The 21,316-nt window shown below is 63.5% G+C and carries 14 protein-coding genes; 9 read left to right on the forward strand and 5 right to left on the reverse strand.

Going from position 1 to position 21,316, the window contains the following annotated elements:
- Positions 1-2: 2 nt before the first annotated feature.
- Positions 3-1,202, reverse strand: a complete 1,200-nt coding sequence (locus ACFFF7_RS09230) for a zinc-dependent alcohol dehydrogenase (RefSeq protein WP_122129637.1) — start codon at positions 1,200-1,202, stop codon at positions 3-5.
- 5 nt (positions 1,203-1,207) lie between these two features.
- Positions 1,208-1,771 carry an SRPBCC family protein gene (locus ACFFF7_RS09235; RefSeq protein ID WP_379481073.1) on the reverse strand — a complete coding sequence of 188 codons (564 nt, stop codon included), beginning with the start codon at positions 1,769-1,771 and terminating at the stop codon, positions 1,208-1,210.
- A gap of 157 nt (positions 1,772-1,928) precedes the next feature.
- Here ACFFF7_RS09235 and ACFFF7_RS09240 point away from each other — a divergent pair, with 157 nt between their 5' ends.
- The 3 genes from ACFFF7_RS09240 (at position 1,929) to ACFFF7_RS09250 (ending at position 4,191) form a co-directional block, all read left to right on the forward strand.
- Positions 1,929-2,489, forward strand: coding sequence for a PRC-barrel domain containing protein (locus tag ACFFF7_RS09240; RefSeq protein WP_379481074.1), 561 nt, complete (start codon positions 1,929-1,931; stop codon positions 2,487-2,489).
- Between the two features lie 100 nt (positions 2,490-2,589).
- Positions 2,590-3,477 (forward strand): DUF8535 domain-containing protein, encoded by an 888-nt coding sequence (locus ACFFF7_RS09245; RefSeq protein ID WP_379481075.1) that lies wholly within the window; start codon positions 2,590-2,592, stop codon positions 3,475-3,477.
- A 558-nt stretch (positions 3,478-4,035) separates the two neighbouring features.
- On the forward strand, positions 4,036-4,191 hold the full coding sequence (locus tag ACFFF7_RS09250; RefSeq protein WP_379481076.1) for a hypothetical protein: 156 nt from the start codon (positions 4,036-4,038) through the stop codon (positions 4,189-4,191).
- A 133-nt stretch (positions 4,192-4,324) separates the two neighbouring features.
- Here the strand turns inward: ACFFF7_RS09250 and ACFFF7_RS09255 are convergent, their stop codons facing one another.
- The 3 genes from ACFFF7_RS09255 to ACFFF7_RS09265 form a co-directional block, all read right to left on the reverse strand.
- Complete coding sequence (locus ACFFF7_RS09255) at positions 4,325-4,546, reverse strand: hypothetical protein (RefSeq protein WP_379481077.1); 222 nt, start codon at positions 4,544-4,546, stop codon at positions 4,325-4,327.
- 60 nt (positions 4,547-4,606) lie between these two features.
- Positions 4,607-4,822 (reverse strand): cold-shock protein, encoded by a 216-nt coding sequence (locus ACFFF7_RS09260; RefSeq protein ID WP_379481078.1) that lies wholly within the window; start codon positions 4,820-4,822, stop codon positions 4,607-4,609.
- Positions 4,823-5,145: 323 nt separating this feature from the next.
- Entirely contained in the window at positions 5,146-10,950 is a 5,805-nt protein-coding gene (locus ACFFF7_RS09265) for a sacsin N-terminal ATP-binding-like domain-containing protein (protein WP_379481079.1), read from the reverse strand.
- An 87-nt stretch (positions 10,951-11,037) separates the two neighbouring features.
- Between ACFFF7_RS09265 and rnk the strand changes: the two genes are divergently transcribed.
- The 6 genes from rnk (at position 11,038) to ACFFF7_RS09295 (ending at position 21,302) form a co-directional block, all read left to right on the forward strand.
- The gene (rnk, locus tag ACFFF7_RS09270; RefSeq protein WP_379481080.1) at positions 11,038-11,451 is read left to right on the forward strand and encodes a nucleoside diphosphate kinase regulator; all 414 of its coding nucleotides are present in this window, start codon (positions 11,038-11,040) and stop codon (positions 11,449-11,451) included.
- 263 nt (positions 11,452-11,714) lie between these two features.
- On the forward strand, positions 11,715-13,487 hold the full coding sequence (locus tag ACFFF7_RS09275; protein ID WP_379481081.1) for a hypothetical protein: 1,773 nt from the start codon (positions 11,715-11,717) through the stop codon (positions 13,485-13,487).
- Positions 13,480-15,012: a methylation-associated defense system protein MAD7 family protein gene (locus tag ACFFF7_RS09280; RefSeq protein ID WP_379481082.1), complete on the forward strand. Its 1,533-nt coding sequence runs from the start codon at positions 13,480-13,482 to the stop codon at positions 15,010-15,012. The genes ACFFF7_RS09275 and ACFFF7_RS09280 overlap by 8 nt, the downstream gene beginning before the upstream one ends.
- The gene (locus ACFFF7_RS09285; RefSeq protein ID WP_379481083.1) at positions 15,009-20,219 is read left to right on the forward strand and encodes an FtsK/SpoIIIE domain-containing protein; all 5,211 of its coding nucleotides are present in this window, start codon (positions 15,009-15,011) and stop codon (positions 20,217-20,219) included. Before ACFFF7_RS09280 ends, ACFFF7_RS09285 begins: the two co-directional genes overlap by 4 nt.
- 108 nt (positions 20,220-20,327) lie before the next feature.
- Positions 20,328-20,504, forward strand: a complete 177-nt coding sequence (locus ACFFF7_RS09290; protein ID WP_158305179.1) for a hypothetical protein — start codon at positions 20,328-20,330, stop codon at positions 20,502-20,504.
- Positions 20,505-20,507: 3 nt separating this feature from the next.
- On the forward strand, positions 20,508-21,302 hold the full coding sequence (locus ACFFF7_RS09295; RefSeq protein WP_379481084.1) for a hypothetical protein: 795 nt from the start codon (positions 20,508-20,510) through the stop codon (positions 21,300-21,302).
- Positions 21,303-21,316 lie beyond the last annotated feature (14 nt).

Consider the following 21,316-nt stretch of genomic DNA (forward strand, 5'->3'; position numbering starts at 1 on the left):
CGTCAGGCAGCCGTTGCGCCCGCTGCCTGCCCTGGCTTCAAAACGATCTTCGTGTAGCTGTCCTGCTCGTCGTGGAATTTCTGATAGCCGAGTGGCCCATCCTCGAGCGCCATGCGGTGGCTGATAAGGAAGGTTGAATCGATCTTGTCCTCCGCGATCGCGGCATAGAGAGGCTGCAGATAGCGCTGCACATGCGTCTGGCCGGTCTTGAGGGTCAGGCCCTTCTCCATCAGCGCGCCCAAGGGGAACTTGTCGACGAAGCCGCCATAGACGGCGGGCATCGAGACACGCCCGCCCTTGCGGGTCGCCAGGATCACCTGCCGGATGGCGTGGATGCGATCGGTCCCCAGGAAGGTGGAAGCCTTGATCTGGTCAATGATATTGTCGGCAAAGGCGCCGTGCGCCTCAAGGCCCACGCAATCGATCGCCGCGTCGGGGCCGATCCCGCCCGTCATCTCCATCAGCGCCTCATAGACCTTGCTCTCCTCGAAATTGACAGTCTCGGCACCGAATTTGCGCGCAAGTTCGAGGCGGCGGGGGAAATGATCGATCGCGATAACCCGCTCGGCGCCCATCAGGAAAGCCGACTGCACCGCGAACAGGCCCACCGGACCGCAGCCCCAGACCGCCACTGTGTCGCCTGGCTCGATCTCGGCATTCTCCGCCGCCATCCAGCCCGTCGGAAGGATGTCCGAGAGGAACAGCACCTTGTCGTCCGGGATGCTTTCGTCGGGAATGACGAGCGGGCCGACATCAGAGAAGGGCACGCGGACATATTCGGCCTGCCCGCCGGCATAGCCTCCGGTCATGTGGCTGTAGCCGAACAGGCCGGGCATCGGATGGCCATAGCCCTCGCGCCCGATATCCTGGTTGTCGGCCGGGTTCGCATTCTCGCAGGCCGAATATTGCGTCTTCGAACAGTGGTAGCAGCTGCCGCACGAGATGGTGAACGGCACGACGACGCGCTGTCCGGTCTTGAGGCTGCTCTTGGGCCCGACCTCGACCACTTCGCCCATGAACTCGTGGCCGAGAATGTCGCCCTTCTGCATCGTCGGGATATAGCCGTCATAAAGATGCAGGTCCGACCCGCAGATCGCGGTGGAGGTCACGCGGATGATCGCATCGCGCGGATTGACGATCGCGGGATCGTCGACCGTGTCGCAGCGTACGTCGTGCTTGCCGTGCCAGGTGATCGCCTTCATCGCGCTTACTTTCCTTCTTCTGCGAGGATGCGCGGATTGCGCGCGTTCGTGGCGATTTCGCCGGTTTCCATAAGCTGCTTGAACCGGCGCAGGTCGCGCCGCGTCTGGATCCTCGGCTCGCGCTGGAAGAGCTTGGCGACCAGTTCGCCGATCACGCCGCCGGGCGGATCATAGGCGATCACGGCGCGCACGACGGTGCCGCGCCGCCCCGCATCGCGAAACTCGATCCGGCCGCTATTGGCGACGTCGGCGCCCTCGGCAGACTGCCAGGTTATCTCCTCGCCCGGCACATCCTTGGTGATGACCGACTCCCAGGACACTTCGCGGCCCGCCGGCGCCTTCACGGTCCAGCGCGACCGATCGCGGTCGATCGGCTCGATCGAGACGATATTGTCCATGAACGAAACCAGGTTCGTGGGATCGCGCCAGAAATCATAGAGCTCGCGCGCTGGTCGGTTGATGGTCACCGCCTCGGCCAGCAGCTTGCGATCGGGATCGGCGGTTTTCGACGCGGTGACGGGGGCGTCATCCTGTCCGGCGGTGCGACTGCGCATTTCAGAATCTGTCATGGCTGCGGATCTCCTTCGTTCGGGAACGTCACCGCGGAGCGGGGGTTCCGATCGATGCCAGGGTCACGGACCTCCCAACCGACCGATCGGACGTCTGGCCAAGCGATAGGAGAGCAAGCTGGAAGACGCCGCCGGATGGATCGCCCCGATCGCCACGATGATCGCCGCCATGATGACAGCCGCCAATCTCGGTGCTCGCGTCACGGGCTGGGGCTTCGTCGTCTTCACGCTAGGCTCGATCTGTTGGTCAGTGGTCGGGCTCTCGACCGGGCAGACAAATCTGCTGGCGACCAACGGCTTCCTGACGCTGGTCAACCTGATCGGCATCTGGCGCTGGCTCGGCCGGCAGCGCGCCTATGAAGATGGCGGCCAATCCGCCAGCGAAGCGAGCCGACGCTCGACGCTGCCCACGCTCTTTACGGCCACCGGCATCACCGGCCTCCCCGTCACGGCAGCGGACGGCGATGTGGTCGGCACCGTGGTCGAGGCCCTGGTGACCTGCGCGGACGGCACCGTGAGCTACGTGGTCATACGCTCGGGCGGCGTGGGCGGCATCGGCGAGACGCTGCGCGCAGTCGCACGCAGCGATCTCGACTTTGGCTGCGAGGGCTTCACCCTGCATCATGAGAAGACATGGTTCGAGGCGCTGCCTGGGCTCGCCGATGGCGACTGGCCCGCGGCGCCCGAGGCGACGGGCACGACGCCGGCACGCAGCTAGATGGCTGGGTAGTCACAGCATCGCGGTTCGACCCTCGGTGGTCGCCATGACTTGCTGAACCTGGAGAGAGACGGCAGACTTGCAGGAGGGGGCGACGATCATGCAGGACGTCTTTGCGCGGAACTCCGCGCCTGAATTTCTTTCCATATCCCTGGACAACGCGCTTCCGCCGCTGCCCGGCGAAAAGCCTGAGCGGATCGCTTCGGATCTTGGGCGCGGCCTGTGGTCGCTGATGGCGCGCGCCGGTCGCAATGTGTTGCCCGGCCCCGTTCATAGAAGCGAACTAGGCCTCACGGACGAGCTCGATGCGCTTGTGGAGGCTGCCGGCCAGGTGGTTCTCACCAGTGGCCACCGCCTGAGCGAACTCCTCTGGACCCGCAGCGGCCCCTACTGGAACGGCGCGCTAGCCCGCACGCTCATCCTGCAACAGGCGCGGCAAGGCTTTCTTCTGCTACTCGCCCAGGCGGTCACGCCGCGCGCCGTCCTTTTCGGCCATGCCTCGCCGCTGGTCGTCGAACTCGGCATCGAGGGTGATCTGGACCTCCCAGGTCCGCATCTCGTGCTGCTCGTCTGTACCGTCGATCCCACAGGCAAGGCGGTGGCGCGGCGCGGTTATGCGCAGGTCATCAAGAGCGCGCGCTGCTTTATGCCCGTGGGATCGGCCTTCGAGCGGGACGCGCTCGAAGCGCTCATCGCGCTCCGCGACAAGCTCGACTGTCACGGTGTGGATTGCACGATCATGCGGGACCTTGGCGAGGACGGCTTCGCTCGTGAATGGCAGGTCGGTCTGCGCCGCGAAGAGACGACAATCGGCCAGCTGCGGATCGTGCTTCCCGGCGACGCGGGGATCGCGGAGGATGGGGAGATGGGGGCTGCGATGGCCAAGGACGGGGCGTATGCCCTGACACCGGCGAATTTCGAGGATGGGCGCTTCGTCGCCTGGCTTGAGCGGGAAATCGTCGAAAATGGCGCGGCGAACGGCGGATGACGCGCAAGGGTCTTTCTGGATCACCACGAACAGAAGAGCCGGTGAGTGCGGCCCGCAGCGCTGGTCGGCGCCGCGAGCCGCTTGACCCCCCCGCTCTGTCTTCTCGATACATAGAGGACCGCCGTTACCAATGAGCTAAAGGCGGAGCATTCCTGGAGGCTCATTTTTCTGCCCAGACGCGTTTGTTCGCCAGACGCCCAAAGATGACATAGCGATATCGTCCATGAGGGCGCCGGCAGGCATCATGGCTTGGCCTTGTCGGCCAGCTTTGGTAGACCGCCAACGCGCTGCGAAAAGGGCGGCGCCGGGACTGCTAATCCCGCGAACGCGAGCAACTCGGAACCATCGGTTCCCGGGGTGCCGCTGCGCATGTCCAGACCTCAGGGTTAAAGGTGGCGGCGCATGTGTGTTCGCATGTTAGCAGCTCCGGCGGCTCCCGCGTCCAGTGCGCGGGAGTTCGGGAGATCGCTCCTTATGCTTCCGCATCGACGGTTCTGCCAGGAAGGTCAGCCGATGGATGGGAGTGACACGCGAAGCCGGACGGTAGCAGTTGGTCTGATGCGCATGGCGCTGACTTTCCTCGACGAGATCGACGACGATATGGTGATCGCGAGGCTTCAGCATGCCATCGACACCGCGCTCGCCAAAGGCGGGCTTGAGGACATCGATCCCAGAAGCGCGGCGCTTATCGCCGCCATGCCCCTCGACAGCTAAGTGCGCCGGGCTGCGCGCAGCGCATCGGCACTGCCGCCGGGACGAGAATCCGACGTGCCGAGGTCCGTTGCACGCTAAGGAAAAAGAGAGGGCGGATGCGCTTCCAAAACGGCGCGCACGGGTAGTCTGCCCGCTATTGCAGCACAGGGAGGCCGAATGCGACCAACCGGTCCGCCGCAGTGGAGGCCTCGCGCTCCGCTCGCCGTTTGGCGGTATGTTCGTGCTGAAGCGCCATGGTCTCGAAGGCCGCGACGGACCTCAGTGCGCGGTCGCGGGCATTGCTAAGGGTCGCCGCGTCAGCTTCCGCCTGGGCGCGGGCCGCCAGCCCGCGATAATGCTCGGCGTCATTCGCCATGTGACAATCCTTTCGAATACAAAACCAAAGGGCGGCATTTCATGCCGCCCTCCTTGTCGCTCAGTCCTGCGTTTGCAGGTTGACCGCGGTGGTCTTGCCGCGGCGGTCGGTTTCCAGTTCATAGCTGAGCCGCTGGTTCTGGTTGAGCGTGTTAAAGCCCGCGCGCTCGACAGCCGAGATGTGGACGAACGCATCCTGTCCGCCGGTTTCGGGGGCGATGAAGCCATAACCCTTGTCGGCGTTGAAGAATTTGACGGTGCCGGTGATGGTGCTCATGTAAAATATCCTTCTAGGATCGGGCTCCCGGAGATCGGGAACCCTCGTGCTGCGAGGGGCAGGGAAAGAAGGAAGAGCAGAGCCGCAAAGCACCGAAAGACCGTCTATTTGCGACTGTAGCAGGCAATATATGGGGCCTGATCACGCAAAAACAAGCCCGCCATGCCCGACGACGAACAGGCGGCGCAGATCCATAAGATGCGAAGGCCGGCCGCAAGGTCGCCCTCGCGGCCCGCAGATCGAGATTCGGAAGGGGGTCTGAAGAGGCTCGATCCCCGTCGATCCTACCCTATCTGTTCAGAACCCTTAACCCACTTGCCGTCCTAGCGTCGGCGGTCGAACGTATAGCGAATGCTATCGCCCGCGATGTTCACCACGCCGTCAGCCTCAGGGCCGAGCGGATTGGGGAGGATATCGATGGTCGTGGCGCCGGTTTGGCCCACATTGGCCACATAGGCGATCACATAGCGGTCAGCCGCTCGAGAGCGGGCAATGTCTCGCGCCCACCGTACCTCGGTCTCTCCCATCTCAAACTGGCAAGGATCTTCGGTGCTCGCCTTCACCTCGATATACCAGACTTGCTTGTTGAAGCTGATCCGGAAATCATAGCCAAGATTGTCCCGTCCTTCCTTGCCGACGAAAGGCCCGGAATTACCCGACACCCAGCATCGGTCGATATCCTGACCAGGTTGCCGAGCCTTCAGCCAGTGATAGACCGTAAGCTCGCCCAGCCGGCCAATCATATCCTTCTTCTCTTGCGGTATTCCGCTATAGGCGCCGCCACCGCCCCCGCCGCCGGATCCCGATCCCCGGCGCCAGCCGCGTCCGCCTCCCCCGGCGGCCAGCTGTGCAAAGCTGCCGATCGGCCGGTTCAGAAGCTTCTTTGACAGGCTGCCGGCCAGCTCGGCGGAAAGACTGAGCCAGTCCACCTCGAGCGGATCGCGCAGCGTCCCATTGAGCCGCACCGATCGCGCTTCGCGACTGCGTCTCTCCCGCTCCTCCCTCGCCTTTTGCGCCGCCGCTTCAATGTCGGTTTCAGGAACGCCGAGCACGGCCCGATCAAGGCTGTGCTTCATGCCGGAGGGCCAGGCGCCGAGCTTCTCCAGCCATATCAGGAGCTCGGCTTCATCCCACAGGCGGCAGTCGAACGCGCCTGCATCGTCGAGCCGGCGGCGAAGTTCCGTCTCCACTTGCCCGACGTCGCGCCACAGATCACCCACCGAAACTGAATGCTGCACGCCCCAGGCGCGCACGAGCGGCGGCGCTGTACGAGCGACCTGACGCAAGATAGTGGCGTTGCCGGTGCGAACGGCCGCGAGATCGCCTAGCCCTTCCGGATTCTCCCCGAGTGCCGGCGCGCCTGTCGCCGCCAACCATGCCGCCACATGACCGGCCAGGAGCGGCTCGGGTATCCGCTCATATCGCAGAAGCCAATCGGGATCGGGCTTGAGGGCGCCCAAGGCTTCGACGGCCGCCTTGTAGCGCGGATCGGGCGTGAACGCGAGCAGCGTCGGCGCTGTCAGATTGCGAAGCGCGTCGACGATCAGGATGCGATTGTCCGCGATATAGAAGTCGAGCTGCTGCTGCTGGCCCTCCGGGTCGACGTCCGGCGCGCTTCCCGTCGCAACCAGGCTGGCATTGAAGCTCTCGAACTCCAGGCCCAGCCGTTCGCGCAGCTCCCCTGCCGAAAGCGAAGCCCGGGCCGCCGCCACGATTTCGTCCACGCTGCTCACCGCAGGCAACAGGGATCGCAACTGCTCGGCCGCTGCGCCCGCATCCTCCAGCGCGGCGGCCTCGCCTTGCATCCAGGTCTCGAACGCGTTCTCCCCGCCATGGTGGAAGATCACTGCGCGAAGCCAGGGCGCCGACTGGTCCAGTCTTTCGCCAAGCGCGTCACGCGCGGCTTCGCCCGCCTGTTCGGTGAGTTCCAGCGCGCGGCACAGACGCAGCAGGTCCTCTTGACCTGAAGGCTGCTCATCGACCGCCACATCGTCGAGCAGCAGCTGGCGAGCCAGCAGCTTCATGTGCGGAACAACCGCCGAATGCCCGATAGCTTCACCGATCGCCGGCAACGCCGCTTCGATCTTGGCCCAGTCGAGCGGGCCGGTTCCCATGACCACAAGCAGTGGCTCGCCCTCGGCCCGCTCGAACTGGTAGGCTCCGCGCGCAGTGGGCGGTGTTACGTCCTGGCCGTTCAGCAGGAAGCGAAGCGCGGCGGTCTGATGAAGCTCGAGCCGATCGAGCATTTGCAGAATGGCGGCACGGTCCGCCGGCAAGCGATTGAGATCGACACTGTCGAGGGCCTCGAGCGCCACGGCGAGCATCAAGCGCAGCCAGGGACAGCAGCTTACCAACTTGGGGCCCAGGCCAAGCTCTTCGAGAGGCGATCCATCGACCTCGATCGCGTAAGCGAGCTGCGAGGTTCGCCGCACACCGTGGCCGTACAGCTTGTGAAGGAGCACGCCCAGGCGCTCCGGCTCGGCCCCGCGGACGTCGAGCAGCGGATCGCCAAGCACCTCGACAAGGCTCGTCGCGATCAGATCCGTGCTGTCCCGAACATAGATCGTTTCGGCGGCACCGGCCGCCACTGTGGCAAAGCCGAGCTGGCCTCGCCTGCGCACCAACAGCGTCGCGGGTGGCTTGCCCGGCGGCACGGTCGCATCTTCCGCCCCATATTTCTCGGCAAGCCGGGCCCAGCAGCGTGCATAGATGTTGACGAGCTCGCGCTCGTGAAACCGCCGGACGCAGCCTTGGGCAAATTGTTCGGCCAAAAAGCCTGCCTGTTCGAGCAACGTGTCGGGCGCATTGAAGGTCTTGAGCCCGGCATGCTTACGCAGGGTATCGGCGACCGCGTCGGGCGTTCGGTCCAGCGCCCGGGCGAGCTTATAAGACAAGCGGCGAAGGAACGGCGGGAAGCGATCACTTCCGCGCGGAAGCCAGACCTTGGCGCCTTCCTGCCGCGACCGCTTCAGCCCGTCGGCGCCCGGCTCTTCGCAGGGCAGCCATGCGGCGGATCGCAGAAAAGCCGCTAGCGGTGTGGGCCAATCGCGATTGTCCGAGCGATGATTGTATCGATGTTTGACCGGCATCCAGAGATGCCGGTGCGCAGCACGCCCGATCCAGGCAAGAACGAGCTTGGCATAGGCGTCGAGCGCCTCGTCGCTGAAGGCGTCGACATCTGCTTGCCCTGGCATCCACCACACCGCCCCGACATCATAATCGGTCGATGTAGGCAGCCCGAGCGAAACTCCCGGCCGGGTCGCGATGTCCTTTTTCAACAGTGATCCGAAACTGTCAGGGAACCCGAGGTCCTTGAGGAAATCGAAGCTCGTCACCCGTCCGGCGCTGACATAATGCTGAAGCTCCTTCGTCCGCGGCTCGAGGCCTCGCTGCACTCCAATCCCGATTAGAAAATCCGTCCAGTCGTCCACGAACCGCGTTCCAAACACGGCGGCGGACGGCGCGGCCAGCCGCCGGGCGCGCACCTCGGCTAGATCGGCGGAGCCGGCAGGCGCGAGCTCGAGAAATTGCTGCAGATCGTAGCCCAAGGTGCGGTCTGGCCAGGCCGAGGAGAAGACCGCCTCCGACGCGCGGATGAATTCGCCATCGATCGTCGGCACGAAGAGGCGATAAGCGGGAGACAGCGTAACGGCGCGCTTGATCGCTACCGAGCGGCGCCAGATGGCGAAGGCCCAGCGCAGTCCCGCTGCCCTGACCTTCTTCGTCTCGTCCCGCTCGAGAATCTGCGAAATGCGGGTGAGCAGCGCCTCGCTTTCGAATGCCGTCGCCAGATCCTTCTCTAGGAACTGACGAGCGGCGGCGAGCTCCCCATACCAGGGCAGTCTGTCGTGCAGGAAGGCGAAGAATTCGCGTAGCGGGGCCGGGGGATAGAAATCCTCGCCGATGCTGTCCTCGGCGTCGCCGCGCCGTGGCGGCACGAACACCGAAGCTTCGCGCGGCGCACGGCGCGTGCGGCGCTTGTGCGTCTCCCCCGACGACGGCTCGGGTCGCGCTTGCGACCGGGTCGCGCGCAGCGAGCCATCCTGGCAAATCAGAATCGTCTTGCCCGCCAGGGCCGAGGCATCGCTCCCCATGAAGTCGGACAGGTCGCGATAAAAGGCGGTCCAGCGCGCCCAATCGGGCCTGCGCGGCCTCGCGATCGCCTTGGCCAGCCCCTCGACGATGATGGCCCGCTCCGAGGCAGTCAGGCGATCCTTGAAATGGCCGCCGGCATGGCCGCGCAGAAACAGCGCCAACTTCTCGCTCCGCTGCTCGCCAAGTCCCGGCCAGAAGGGGGCGAGGCCCGCGGATTGCCCGTGCCGCGCGATCACGTCGAGCGAGAAGGACGTGTCGGCGGCCTGCACTCGGCGCGAACCTGCCGGACTGATGAAGGCAACCGGCCCGAAGGGAGGCCGGGCGAGCGCATCCCCGGCCCATTCGGCCAGGCATGGAACGAAGTCCGCCTCCGCCAGCGAGGATGCCCCCCACTGCCGAACAATCGCAGCGGTCATCGCGGTGCCGAGGTCAATCGCCTCCTCGCCCTCGCCATCACTCTCGCCCTGCAGCAGGCTCGTTGGCGTATTCCAGAGCAAGAGGTCGACAGCTGCCCGCACAGCGGTGAGAACCGGGACCTTCGCCTCCATTTGCGCGGAGCCACGTCGCTGCAGCCAGGCCGCCGTCGCAGACGCTAGCTTTACCGCATGATCGAGCACCAGGGCATTGACCCGCACGGCAGGGTCGAGGCTCGTCCGGTTCGAACTTGGAAAAAAGCTGCCGTGCAAATGGCCGCGGAAGGGAGACGTGGCGCCGCGACCCATCGGCAGGAAGGTGTAAAGACGAGGATGAAAGTCCGGCATCGTCTCGCCGATCGGGACGGCGACGGCCACTTCGCCGCTGCCTTTCCACCCGTTCCAGCTCTCTGGCAGTGCGCCACTTTCAAGGCCCTCTGCAACCGCGGCCTGCATGTCGCCCTCGGGGATTTCCGCGCGCGCGACCCAGAAGGAGCCATTTTCGCCCAAATCGACCAAAGCTGGACCTTGAGCGTCATCGAGCGGCGTCTCGCTCCGGGTGAGTTTCAGATCGAGCGCATCCTCCTTGATCCGGTCACCCTGGATTTCTGCGCGCAGCGTCGCAATTCGGCGCAGGAACAGCAGCATCGGCGCTTCGGCCTTGGCCAGGCTCAATATCTCGGCGCGAACCACATCGAGGGCAGCCTGGTTGCGCAGCGGCAATCGGATCACGCTCGAGAATCCCTTGCGCGCGAATTCCTTCACCGTATCCGGCGTCTGGTCCAGCCAGCGAGGGATGTAAAAGGCTGGAAGGTCGGTGCGCGCGAGTGCTCGCGTGGCCTCGTCGGGAAGCAGCGGATCAAGTTCGCTGCCGCGGGCGAAGGTGAAGCGATAGCCGTCGAAGAGATCGCCCGGACTGTCCTCAGCCAGGCGCGAATAGATTTGCGGAATATCGCTGACGTGCCGGACACTGCGAAAGCCGAGGCCCTTGTTGCCGACCGCCTCGCCCGGCGGCTTGCTCGACAAACCCATTTCGCAGAGCGCGTCGACATTCCTGGACGCAAAAGGTTGCCCCCGATTGGCGACATAGAGCGTGCCGCTGTCGCCTTCATCACCCGCGAGCAGGACAGCGATCTCTCCATCCCGTCGCGCCTTATCATGCGCGTCGTGCCCGTTCTGGATAAGTTCGATCAGGAAGCGGCCGTGATAGTCTGCGATGATGTGCTGGGACAGGCTCTGGTTCTGCTTGTGGACAGGATCGTAATAAACACCGTCCTCGTCGATTGTGCCGCAGAAGCCCTTGATCTTCCGACTTGCGATGCGCTCGATATGGGCGCGCGGGGGCAAGGCCGCCAATGGACTGGCGCGCTCGGACAAGGCAGCTGGGCTGCGGTCTGGGCTGACGGTTGCGATCGACTTTCCCCCTCCGCACACGTTGCCCATGCGCCGTGCTACGCGCAAGGCCGGCGAGCGACATCTCGGCGGAAGGCTGGCATGGGGTTTGACTTGGCCACGCAAGGGCGACATCATCGCCCGATGCAGATGCTGCGTCATCACTTCCGGTTCCGCCACCACGGGGGACAGCTTCTCGCGGGCATTTAGCCCCGGGTTCCGGCGCATCCTGCCCCGAGCCCGGGGCTCGATCATTGCAATGTGACGCACCGCCAGGATTGGTGCGCCTTGTCTCTATTCCGGAAAGCTATAGCCATGACCAAGACCAAAGCGGCCCGCCGGCCGCCCATCCATATGATCGACAGCGAAGCCGATATCCTGGCCGATCTCGCCACCAGCGCCGCCACCCGCCTGCCTCAGGTCAGCCAGTTGCTGCTGGAAGAACTGGGACGCGCCACCATCCACAAGGCTGATCGAATTCCCGCCGATATTGTCACGATGCACAGCGTCGTCCAGTTCACGGACGCAGCGAGTGGCAAGGAACATCGCTACCAGCTCGTCTATCCCAAGGACGCCGACATCGCCGAAGGACGTATATCCATCCTTACCCCGGTCGGTGCCGGGCTCATCGGCCTGCGTGCCGGACAGTCGATCCTCTGGCCCGACCGGGATGGTCATGAACGCCTGCTCACCATCGCGACGGTAAGCCGCGAGCCGCTGCCCGCCTGACACTGCAGCGTGCCGCGCCGCATTTTCTCGACTTGAGGGCCGCTAATCTTAGGAGCGCCCCCACTTTGTTGTTCACATGCGCCTTCATTGGGGCGGAAACTCAAACAATTGCCCAAATAACCGCATCATAAGGAGCATTTCTCTCGACAAGCCTAGGTGATTGCGATCAAACGAAGTGCGCAGATGGGGGATTGATGTCGGGTCTTGGAGAACGCTGGCTTCGGTTTTTGCGGCTCTATGGGCCCGCACCGAAGAATGAGAATATGTATGACGAACATATCCAGCGGTCGGCACGACGGTTGGGCGTGCGCCCGATCGCCTTCCCGCATCCCGTAGAGGCCAAATTACTACATCAGCTATCGTCGGAGACAGAAAGAGCCCGCTGCATCGTCCTCACCGGCACGGCGGGCGATGGCAAGAGCCGGCTCTGCGCCCACGCCTGGACTGCCATTGGCGGGGATGAGCAGGTCTGGGCAGCAGATCAAGTCTTCTATGAAAGTTCGGCCATTATCGCCGGTCGAGAGCGAACCGTCGGGGTGGTTCGGGACCTGACCAAGCTGCGCGGCGGCTCGTTCGGACCTTATGTTGACCGTGAAGCACTTCTTGTCGCGATCAGCCAATCGATTGTGGCCGCGGATCCTGACCATGTCTTTATCATTGCCGCCAACGACGGGCAACTGATGGAAACTTGGCGGCGGCTCGACCACCCCGATGTCCGGCGCGCCCATGCGCTCCTGGAAAATCTCCTTGTTGGGGAACGCGACCAGCTCTCCGACGGGGTCGCCTTCCACAATCTGAGCACGGTGCCGGGCGCGCAAATTCTTGACCTAGTCCTGGGGGCCGTTCTGGGCCACGAAGGGTGGAAGGCCAGCTACGACGAGGCGTCCGAAGCGGGCTTCTTTGGTCCTGATTGTCCTATCCGCCGAAATTACGAAACCCTCAGCCAACCGCTGTTCCAACGCCGGCTGCGCGAACTGTTCGAGCTGCTCGATCACAGCGGCCTCCATGTTCCCATCCGGCGCATGTTGCTGCTGGTCGCCAATATTCTGCTTGGTCATCCGGGCGTGAAGGACCGCCTCATGACGCCTGGCGACGTCGCACACCTGATCGCGACCGGAACGGCGCACCGCTCTGATATCTTCGACAACGTCTTCGGCGAAAATCTTACCCAGGCTCGCCGCGACGGCCTTGAGATCATGGAGTTCCTTTCCCGTTTCGGGATCGGCAACGAAACGACGAACCGGATCGACAATATCCTGCTCTTCGGTTCGGAAGACGAGGCGCTGCGCCGCTACTTTGACATTCTGGTCGAACAGGATGCTTCATCCCGCCGTCTGGCGGAGCTGCGAACCGCGCGCGCCGCCTATCTGGAAAGCCCCGACAGTGATGCCGACGGCCCGCATCCTTTTCTAGCGACCATGGCGGCGCAGCGGCGCGCCATGTTCTTTCGCATCCCCGAAGAGCTGATCGAAGACCTCAGCCCATGGGACCTAAGCGTTTTCTCGCGCGCGGGCGAATATCTCGAACACCTTGTGGCGCCGCTGCGGGCGAGCGGGCGCGTTCCCAGGCGGATCGTCGCGCGTCTGGTCAATGGGCTCAATCGCGTGTTCACCGGGATGCTGGTCACGACCGAACGGGAGCTGCTGCTGGCAACCAATCTCTCTTATTCCGGATCTGGCGTCAGCCAGTTGCTCGAGGAGCGGTTATCCGTCTCTCCCAAGCGTCACGAACGCATCGACGTCGCGCTCGAGAACGACCAGCCGGTGCTGGTGGTCCAGCTCGACCACGCCCTGCAGTGCAGCCTTTCGTTGGATTTGGTCCGCTATGAGTTCCTCATGCGTGTCGCTGCTGGCGCTCTTCCCGGAAGCTTCTCGCGGGAGTGCCATGAAGACATTCTTGCCTTCAAGAGCGCGATACTGGCGGCGCTCGAGCGAGTACGTCCGGCAGACGATCATGGAGACCTCGTGTTCAAGCTTCTGACCCTGAACGAGGCTGGCGAGCCAAAAGACGAAGTGATCGAGGTCATGGATGCTTGATATCCTGCCTTCCCCGCCGGTCCATGACCATCCGCGCAACGACATGTGGGTGGACGAACAGATCTGGGGCCACAGGCTCTGGGACTCGACGACCCCCTGGCTGATCTTTTTGGAGTTTCTGGGCGTCGCAGAAGCTTGCGAACGGGAGGGGCGGCTGCTCGACGACGGAGGACAGCCTTATCCGTTGCGGTTCAAACCCGCCCGCCGCCTCTACCTACGCAACATTCTCTACAACAGTGAGTCCCTGACTCGCCTCGCCGCACGCGGGGGCAACGATGCATCCGCTTGGGACGAGTGGATCGCCACGATGAACGAGCGCGCGCAGGGCGTTCCTGTCCGTGACTTTGGCTATCTTCGCCGCCGCTTCACCTCCTTCCGCGATTTTGCGAACCTGGTCGGCATGCTGCGCTCTTCGACGATCGAGAGCGGTAGCAACAAGCGCTGGAGTTCCCGTTTCGTCTTTCCCTTCGGTCGGCATGCCCTCTATGAGGACCTCAATCTTTCGACCGGCACCGCTTCGCGCGAATATATCAACTTCGGACTGCCCGGCGAACTCATCTACCAGATGCTCTGCCGCTCTTCGTCTGCCGCCGCCCTGCGCCCGCACTTGTCCAAGGCCTTTGGAGGGGACCCCTGCGATCGGCTGCTCGCGCTCGTGGAACCCGACTATGAGGAAGATCGACAAACCAGGGGCAACGCATTTCTGCCTTACCGGACCCACGACTGTTTCGATGAACTCGGGCGGGATTGGCTCGCTGTGCTCGAACTGGGACTGCCACGGTTCGACGCCTACCCTCATTTGGCCCTTTTGGGCGCGCTACACCTGTTGCGCTATCAGCTCGTTGTCAGCGCCCAAATCACCGAGCGCCCGGCGCCCAGCTTCATTTGCGAGATCGTCGCGCCGCGCAAGACACTGGTGCGCGAGCTTTCGGTGACAAGCTACCAGCGCAACAACGCCCTGCCCGAGCGCGCGGTCGAACGGTTCGTCGCCGCGATAGCAGAGGAGCCCGATTGGCAAGCCGCGCAGGCTGGCGAGGCGCCTTATACCGATTGCCGCCGCATCCTGGTCGATCGCGTCCGCTGGCCGAGCGCGCAGGATTATGAAGGTCCTCACGATCCTGAGCAGCTCCTTGGTGAATTTCGCCGGGCCGCCGTCGCCCGCCACCGCAATCATGTCGCCAATGTCCACCGTTCCTACGGCCTGGGCGCGGGTCTTGTGTCGCGGCGCGGCACGACGAGACTGCGCTATGCGCCCACTGACGCTCTCCTCAAGGCGCTTATTCTGGCCAATGTGGGTTCGCGGATGGATTATCGCGGGCTCCTGGCGCGGCTCTACGAGCGCTATGGCCTCGTGATCGGCGAACGAGAGGCACGAATTGCGCTCGATCCTGATGATTATGACGAAAAAGCTTTTGCCGCCAACTCTGCCCGGCTTGAACGACGACTGCGGACCCTGGGCATGCTGCGCCGCCTTTCGGATGCCTGCGCCTATGTCGAAAACCCCATGACTAGGAGCGCAAGGTGACGCCCCGCGAACTCATAGGTCGTGTCGCAGCGAGCTACCTTCGTCGCGAACTGGCCGGTAGCGAGGATGGCGGCACCGCTCGCTACGTCATCGATGGCCTGGGCCTGGAGCAGACGGCTGCGGTCGCCCGCGCTGTTCTGGCCGATACCTGGCTGGCGGAGCGCGTCGCTATCCGCTTGCCCCTCGACATCTTCGCGGCGGAGAACCTGCCAGACGACATTCTGACTGTGCATCCCGCGACGGTCTTCCGGGACGCCGAGTGCGACCGTCTGGCCTACCTTGTCACCAGCGTCGGCGAAGATGGCGAGGGGCAGTCGCTCCAGGATCTGAGCCGCCTTGGCGGTGCGGAATTGCTGGAGCGGTTGGCGGCCTGGGTCGAAGCGATCGACGAGGGGCTGGGGCTCGATGAAGAAGCCCGCATCATTTTCGAACGCGCGCTTAACGGCCTGGCGCAGTTGCGGGCCACCTCTCTCGATCGCTTCGCCGCCTACGCCCTGCGCGTTCGTCACGCCGTGGAAATCGAAGGCCATCCCTTGATCGATGCGCTTGGCGCAGCTTTGCCCGCCCTGCGGCTTCCAAACGATCCCAAGGCCTTCGCCGGTATCAAGGAACGCTCACGGCGCCACACTTCGGCGTGGCAGCGCGAATTCTCCAACCTTTTTCGGCGACGGCGCGGCTATCTGCTGAAGGAGACGCCCTCTCAGCTCCTTCTCAACGAAGATGAGCTTCGTGCCGCATTTGCAAAATCCCGCGATGTCATCCCGGAGGACCACCACGCTGCCGTCGAGAGATTCATTGGCGCGCACCCGGGATGGAACGAGGCGGCCGCGGCCTTGGCTGAATGTGATTGGGAGCAGATAAAACCCCTTTTCGAGGGGCTGGTCCGCGAGAAGTTCAACCTGGGCGCCGAAACGCTGCGATACTATGCAGAAGGCGAGCCGGGGCTGCTCTCGAGTGAAGACGAAGAATATCTGCGCCTCCTCGCTATCCGAAATCCTGGAGAACCCGACGAAGACGATATCGACTTCTACGAAGCGCATCGCGAGGAACTTGGCGGCGATCGCAAGCTCAGATCGGCTTGGGACAAGCTCATCTATGGCAAGGCGCGAGAGACACTCGATTTCCTGGCAGGCATTGCCGCTGCCATGGAAAGTTTCGCGTTGCAGCCTGGCGCGAACCGAAAACTCCGAATTCGCTGCGACAAGGCTACTAAGCGCGACCTGCGCGGACTGAACGTCGATGCGGGCGAGTATTTCGCGCTGCGCTACGCCGGCCTGCAGCGGCTGCTTGGACCCCAGGTTGAGCTGGAACTCGGGCATTTGCTCAGCTTTCCCGAACTCGTCGAAAGCTGGCGCCGTGACAAGGTCAAGGGCCTTCCCAACCGCTCGACGGCAAAAGCCGCCTATCAGCTTCGGTTCCATTTGGACTTCGAAACCGAAACTGCGACCGGTTCGGTCCAAACTACGTCGACCCAGCTTATCTGGCGTTACGATCCCAAAGCCATATCGTCTCAATTCGTCGATGACTGGTCCCGCCTGGAAGCACACCCCTTCACCGCTGGGCGAACCGCACGTGAACCAGCCATCGCAGGGCGACGCGCCGGCGCAATCGATCTGGCCGACGTGCGCACCCTGGTGCCTGCTTATGATAGAGATCGTGGCTCTCTGCTGCCCGCCTACCGGAAGGAACGCGACCTTGCCCGCTTCTGGCCCGAGCGGCTGGCCGAGCAAGCCCGAGCCGGTCTGGTGAGCGCTGCCCATATAGCGACGATCGAGGAACGTTTCCGGAGCTTCGAAGCCATTTACGCCGCAGCGATAGCACGGTTCCGCACGGATGGGCCGGGCGCCCCCGCCAATCGCGGGCAGGCGGCCGACTATGCCCAGCTGCTGGACGCTCTGATTCGTCTGGCGCCGGGCGACCGAAACCGCGAAGCCTTGCTTCGGCCGCTGATGGAACTCGGGACCGTGGCCGTCGATGACGGCGATCCCGCAGCCATCGTGGCGCCCTGGCACCCGCTGCGGCTGGCAGCCATGTGGCGCAAGGCACAACTCGTGGCATCCGTGGTAAGGATGGCGCTATCCGGCCGCGTCCAGGAAGGCGACACCAGACTCTATTTCCGCGATCTGGCCGCGGACCTGGCACACCCCCTCTACCCGGAAGTCGTCGTGTCCTGGACCGAGCGCAAGGCAGAGCTCCTGTCGCTCGTCGATGCCCGGGCGGATTACTCACTGCACGAGACACCCGTGTGGCGCGGTGACGCTTCGGCCGATGTCAATGACGATCCCGCTGAGGGCGCGCAGGCGGTTTTGGACCTGGTCCGGCGCTATCTCGCGCTGCACCCCCATGAACGGGCCAACATGTCGGTTGTCCTCTTCAACTGCGACTCTGCGCGCCTGCCCCAGCAGGTTGTCCAGGGCATGGGCGGCATCAACGATGACGCGGAAGATGTGCGGTGTCAGGTTCTGCTCCGCCACGTCGATCCGGCGCGGCTGCGCGAACTCTACCGCTCGATCCTCATGGATGACGAGGATGCCGATGCGTACTCGGCTTCGGAGGCCACGCAGGATTTCATGGCTCGACTGCGTATCAGCGTCATCGCCGACGAAGCACCGCCGCCCGATCCCCGGGATGGCCGCCCCTATGACATCGTTTTCAGTCAGGACGTGATATCCCGGCACGCGGCTCTCGAATGGCATGCGGAAAACGCGCGGCCGGCGGATTTGGAGACGCTGCTGCCCGCGCGCTGGTCGCGGCGGCGACCGGCCTCGGCAGATGACCTCAAATCCGCCGTCTATCTGTGCTGCCCGGTTCAAAGCCTCGAAGGCTGGTCCTTCCTCTCCGCTGCCACCACCTTCCTTAAGGGTGATTTTCTGGAAGATGGGGGCCGGCGACTTCTCCCTACGCGCCAACTCGATTTTCATGACCCGCAAACCGCCCGTATCTTCTCCGAGACCCACGACCTGGGCGCATGGGTAGTCAATTATGACGAACTCCTGGACAGGAGGCAGCTGCGCAACCAGAATGTCCGCGTCATTCGCTACAAGCAGTCTGCAACCCAGGGCCGCAACGTCGTCATCTCCTCCCAAGCGCCGCTGGGTTTGCTGCGAGCCATGGTCCGATCACGGCTTGCCGACCTCAATCTTGGCATCGGTGAAGACGCGCTACGCGCCCTGGCGGACAAGCTGATCGATGCCGCTAATGACGTCTCGGGCGATATCGTGTTGCGCGCAGCCAAGCGTGGAGAGGCCGCCAGCGAGCTCATCGGCGTCGTTCTAAGCCGGTACTTGGCGAACCGCGAACTGGGGACCCAGCGGCAAGTGGGCTGGTATTTCCTGGATGACTATGCGGCCTGGCTCGGCGCCCGCGAGGAAACGCAGGCTGATATCCTTGCTCTCGCGCCGCGCGAGAAGGCAGACGGCCGCCTCGAACTCACCATCCTCGTGACGGAAGCCAAATATGTCAGCGCGGGCATTCTGGGGACGAAGCGCAAGGAGTCGGCCCGACAGGTGCGAGACACCGTCAAGCGCATCCGCGAAGCATTACTGGGCGAGGGTGAACGGCTGGACCGTGAAGCCTGGCGCTCCCGTCTGGCTGATCTGGTGCTGGACGGTATCCAGATTCCGGCGGCCAGCCCGGTCGATCTCGGATCGTGGCGGCGCGCCATTCGCGAGGGTGCTTGTGACGTTCAGGTGCGCGGATACAGCCACGTATTCGTGCCGACAGCCGGTGACGGTGCCAGTCCCACCGATGTAGCGCCCATCACCGGGGTCGACGGTTGCGAGCAAGAAGTGTTTGGCCGTGCCGATCTCAAGCGGCTCCTCATGGCTTTCGCTGCGGACGAAGACCCCACTCCGATCCGCGTCGACGCCGGCTCGTCCGTCGGCATCGTCCCCGTCTTGGCCCCGATCGTGGTAGTCCCGCCAACGGTCGTCCCGGACGAGCCCGGCACGCCGGACCCGGAAGCCAACCCCGCTCCAACGCTCGTCCAGGCGGATCCTCCCGGCTCAGGTGCCGCCCAAGCGGAAGGCATCGAGCAGATCGTTCGTGCCACACTCAGGCTGGAGGAGGAGGACGATGCGTGGCTCGTCTCGGTTGCTGCAGCGACCCGCAGCGCGTTGCAGCAGCTTTCTCTCCAGGCAAAGTCTGTCGGCCAGACGCTTACGCCCAACTCGGCGATCCTGCGATTTGCCGGGAGCGCAAATCTTACCGTCGATCAGGTCAACAAGAAGCGGTCGGAGCTCCTGACTACCTTCGGTCTGAACGTCATTTCCGTTCGCCCAGAGCCTGGCGTTGTCGCGGTGGCCGTAGCCCGTCCTAAGCGGCGTCTGGTGACGATCGAACAGGTTTGGGATCGCTGGGCACCGCAAGTCCAGGAAGGAACGAACCAGGACATTGTCATCGGCATCAAGGAGGAGGACAACTCGCTCCTCACCTTCTCCCCCGGCAATCTCCACGCGCCCCATACGTTGATCGCCGGCAGCACCGGATCAGGCAAATCGGTTCTTATGCAGTCTATTCTGCTGGGTCTTGCCGCGACCAACACGCCCCAGCAGGCCCGTATCATCCTGATCGATCCCAAGCAGGGCGTCGACTATTTTGCCTTTGATGCCCTTCCTCACCTGGATGGCGGCGTCGTCGATACCCAGGAAGGGGCGATCGAGCGCCTTGAAGCTCTGGTCGCCGAAATGGAACGCCGCTATCGCTTGTTCCGGGAACAGCGGGCCAATGGTGTTGCGGCATATAACGCCAAGGTCAGTGACGATGAGCGGCTGCCGGTCTACTGGGTCATCCACGACGAGTTCGCGGACTGGATGCTCACTGATGAATATAAGGCTGCAGTGACCTCGACAGTCGGCCGCCTGGGCGTCAAAGCCCGCGCGGCAGGCATTCACCTCATCTTCGCGGCGCAAAGGCCCGAGGCGAATGTCATGCCGATGCAATTGCGCTCCCAGCTTGGCAACCGTCTTATCCTGCGCGTCGATTCCGAAGGCACCTCCGAAATCGCGCTGGGCGAGAAAGGGGCGGAACGGTTGCTGGGGCGCGGCCATCTCATCGCAAAACTCGAAGGAGAACAGGACCTCATCTACGCGCAGGTGCCGTTCTCCTCGCCCGAGTTCATCGAGGCAGTGGTTGAGCATCTGGCGACGCGGTGGGACAAACCGGCCATTGGCATGGCCGCTGACATCGCACACGACGACGTTCGATGACAGCCCTGGCTCTCCGCCAGCTCTCGCGCAGGCTTGGTTCTTCCGCGGCACCGAGATAGGGATTGGACGTTTCCGTTCCACGCGCTACATTGGAATCGGAGACACAACATGCGCCTGAACACTGCCAAGTCGATGAAGCTCGCGCGCCGCGTGAAGGGCCAGTTTGGCACCTGGCAGGCCGTGCGCAAGGCAGCGCGCGTCGAAAATGGCATCTACATCATCGAGCCTGGCGCTGCCGGCGATGAGAAAACGAGCCAGGAAAGCCTGCAGCCCGCCGGGGCCTGATCCTTGGCCTTCAGCTATACGCTCTTTCTCGTCCTACTGCTGATATTCCCGGGTCTATGTTTCTGGGCCGGCTGGCGCTTCGGGGAGCGAACCGACTTCCTCAGTCCCTCGCCTGACGTTCCAAACTCAACACTGACCCTGTTCATCGTCGTCATCGGCACGCTTCTGGGTCATCTTCTAGGCACCACTGCTTATACTTTGCAGAGCCTGTGGTGCCGAACCGGGCTGTGCCTCTCCATCTCCTTCGATCCCAACATCTATCGCGCTCTGGTGAAAGGCGTTGAAGGTGCAGGGACGGCGCCCGATGCCGCTTTCGAAATATGGCTTTTCTCGATGTTGATGGTCGGAATCGGCACGGGCTCACTGGCCTACTGGCTGTCGCGGCAAAAATGGGTGACCGATCGGCTCGATCCCGTCGCGTTTGGATGGCTGGCTCCGGCCGTCCAGGCAGTCAAACGAGGTGATTCCTTCGTCGTCGCCTATGTGTTGACCGGAACGAGCCACGAAGGCTCTTCCATTGCCTATGAGGGGACAGTTCAGCAACTCGCCCTTGATGGCGACCAATCGATAAAGCTGATCGTCCTCAACGATGTGGATAGATTCCTGGTCAAGATCACCGACAACGGACTCCAACGTCTAGAATCCGAAGCTACGCCGATCGTTCAGTTGCAGATCGCCGGCGACGAGATCGTCAATGTAGCGCTGGAGATCGTTCGTGCGCCCGAGCAGGACGTAGCTGCCGTCGAGGAAGCGCACGATCCCGCGCCGTCGCGGAATCCGGAACGGACACCGCGCTGAAGCCTTACGCAAGC

Origin of the sequence: Novosphingobium aquiterrae (assembly GCF_042434435.1) — a bacterium.
GTDB classification, from domain to species: Bacteria; Pseudomonadota; Alphaproteobacteria; order Sphingomonadales; family Sphingomonadaceae; genus Novosphingobium; species Novosphingobium aquiterrae.

Bases quoted from the DNA above. Each gene is read 5' to 3' on its own strand.
- ACFFF7_RS09280 (WP_379481082.1), top strand. From the start codon at position 13,480: ATGCTTGATATCCTGCCTTCCCCGCCGGTCCATGACCATCCGCGCAAC.
- ACFFF7_RS09230 (WP_122129637.1), bottom strand. From the start codon at position 1,202: ATGAAGGCGATCACCTGGCACGGCAAGCACGACGTACGCTGCGACACG.
- ACFFF7_RS09235 (WP_379481073.1), bottom strand. From the start codon at position 1,771: ATGACAGATTCTGAAATGCGCAGTCGCACCGCCGGACAGGATGACGCC.
- ACFFF7_RS09255 (WP_379481077.1), bottom strand. From the start codon at position 4,546: ATGGCGAATGACGCCGAGCATTATCGCGGGCTGGCGGCCCGCGCCCAG.
- ACFFF7_RS09265 (WP_379481079.1), bottom strand. From the start codon at position 10,950: ATGCGCCGGAACCCGGGGCTAAATGCCCGCGAGAAGCTGTCCCCCGTG.
- ACFFF7_RS09250 (WP_379481076.1), top strand. From the start codon at position 4,036: ATGCGCATGGCGCTGACTTTCCTCGACGAGATCGACGACGATATGGTG.
- ACFFF7_RS09260 (WP_379481078.1), bottom strand. From the start codon at position 4,822: ATGAGCACCATCACCGGCACCGTCAAATTCTTCAACGCCGACAAGGGT.
- ACFFF7_RS09245 (WP_379481075.1), top strand. From the start codon at position 2,590: ATGCAGGACGTCTTTGCGCGGAACTCCGCGCCTGAATTTCTTTCCATA.
- ACFFF7_RS09275 (WP_379481081.1), top strand. From the start codon at position 11,715: ATGTATGACGAACATATCCAGCGGTCGGCACGACGGTTGGGCGTGCGC.
- ACFFF7_RS09290 (WP_158305179.1), top strand. From the start codon at position 20,328: ATGCGCCTGAACACTGCCAAGTCGATGAAGCTCGCGCGCCGCGTGAAG.
- ACFFF7_RS09240 (WP_379481074.1), top strand. From the start codon at position 1,929: ATGATCGCCGCCATGATGACAGCCGCCAATCTCGGTGCTCGCGTCACG.
- rnk (WP_379481080.1), top strand. From the start codon at position 11,038: ATGACCAAGACCAAAGCGGCCCGCCGGCCGCCCATCCATATGATCGAC.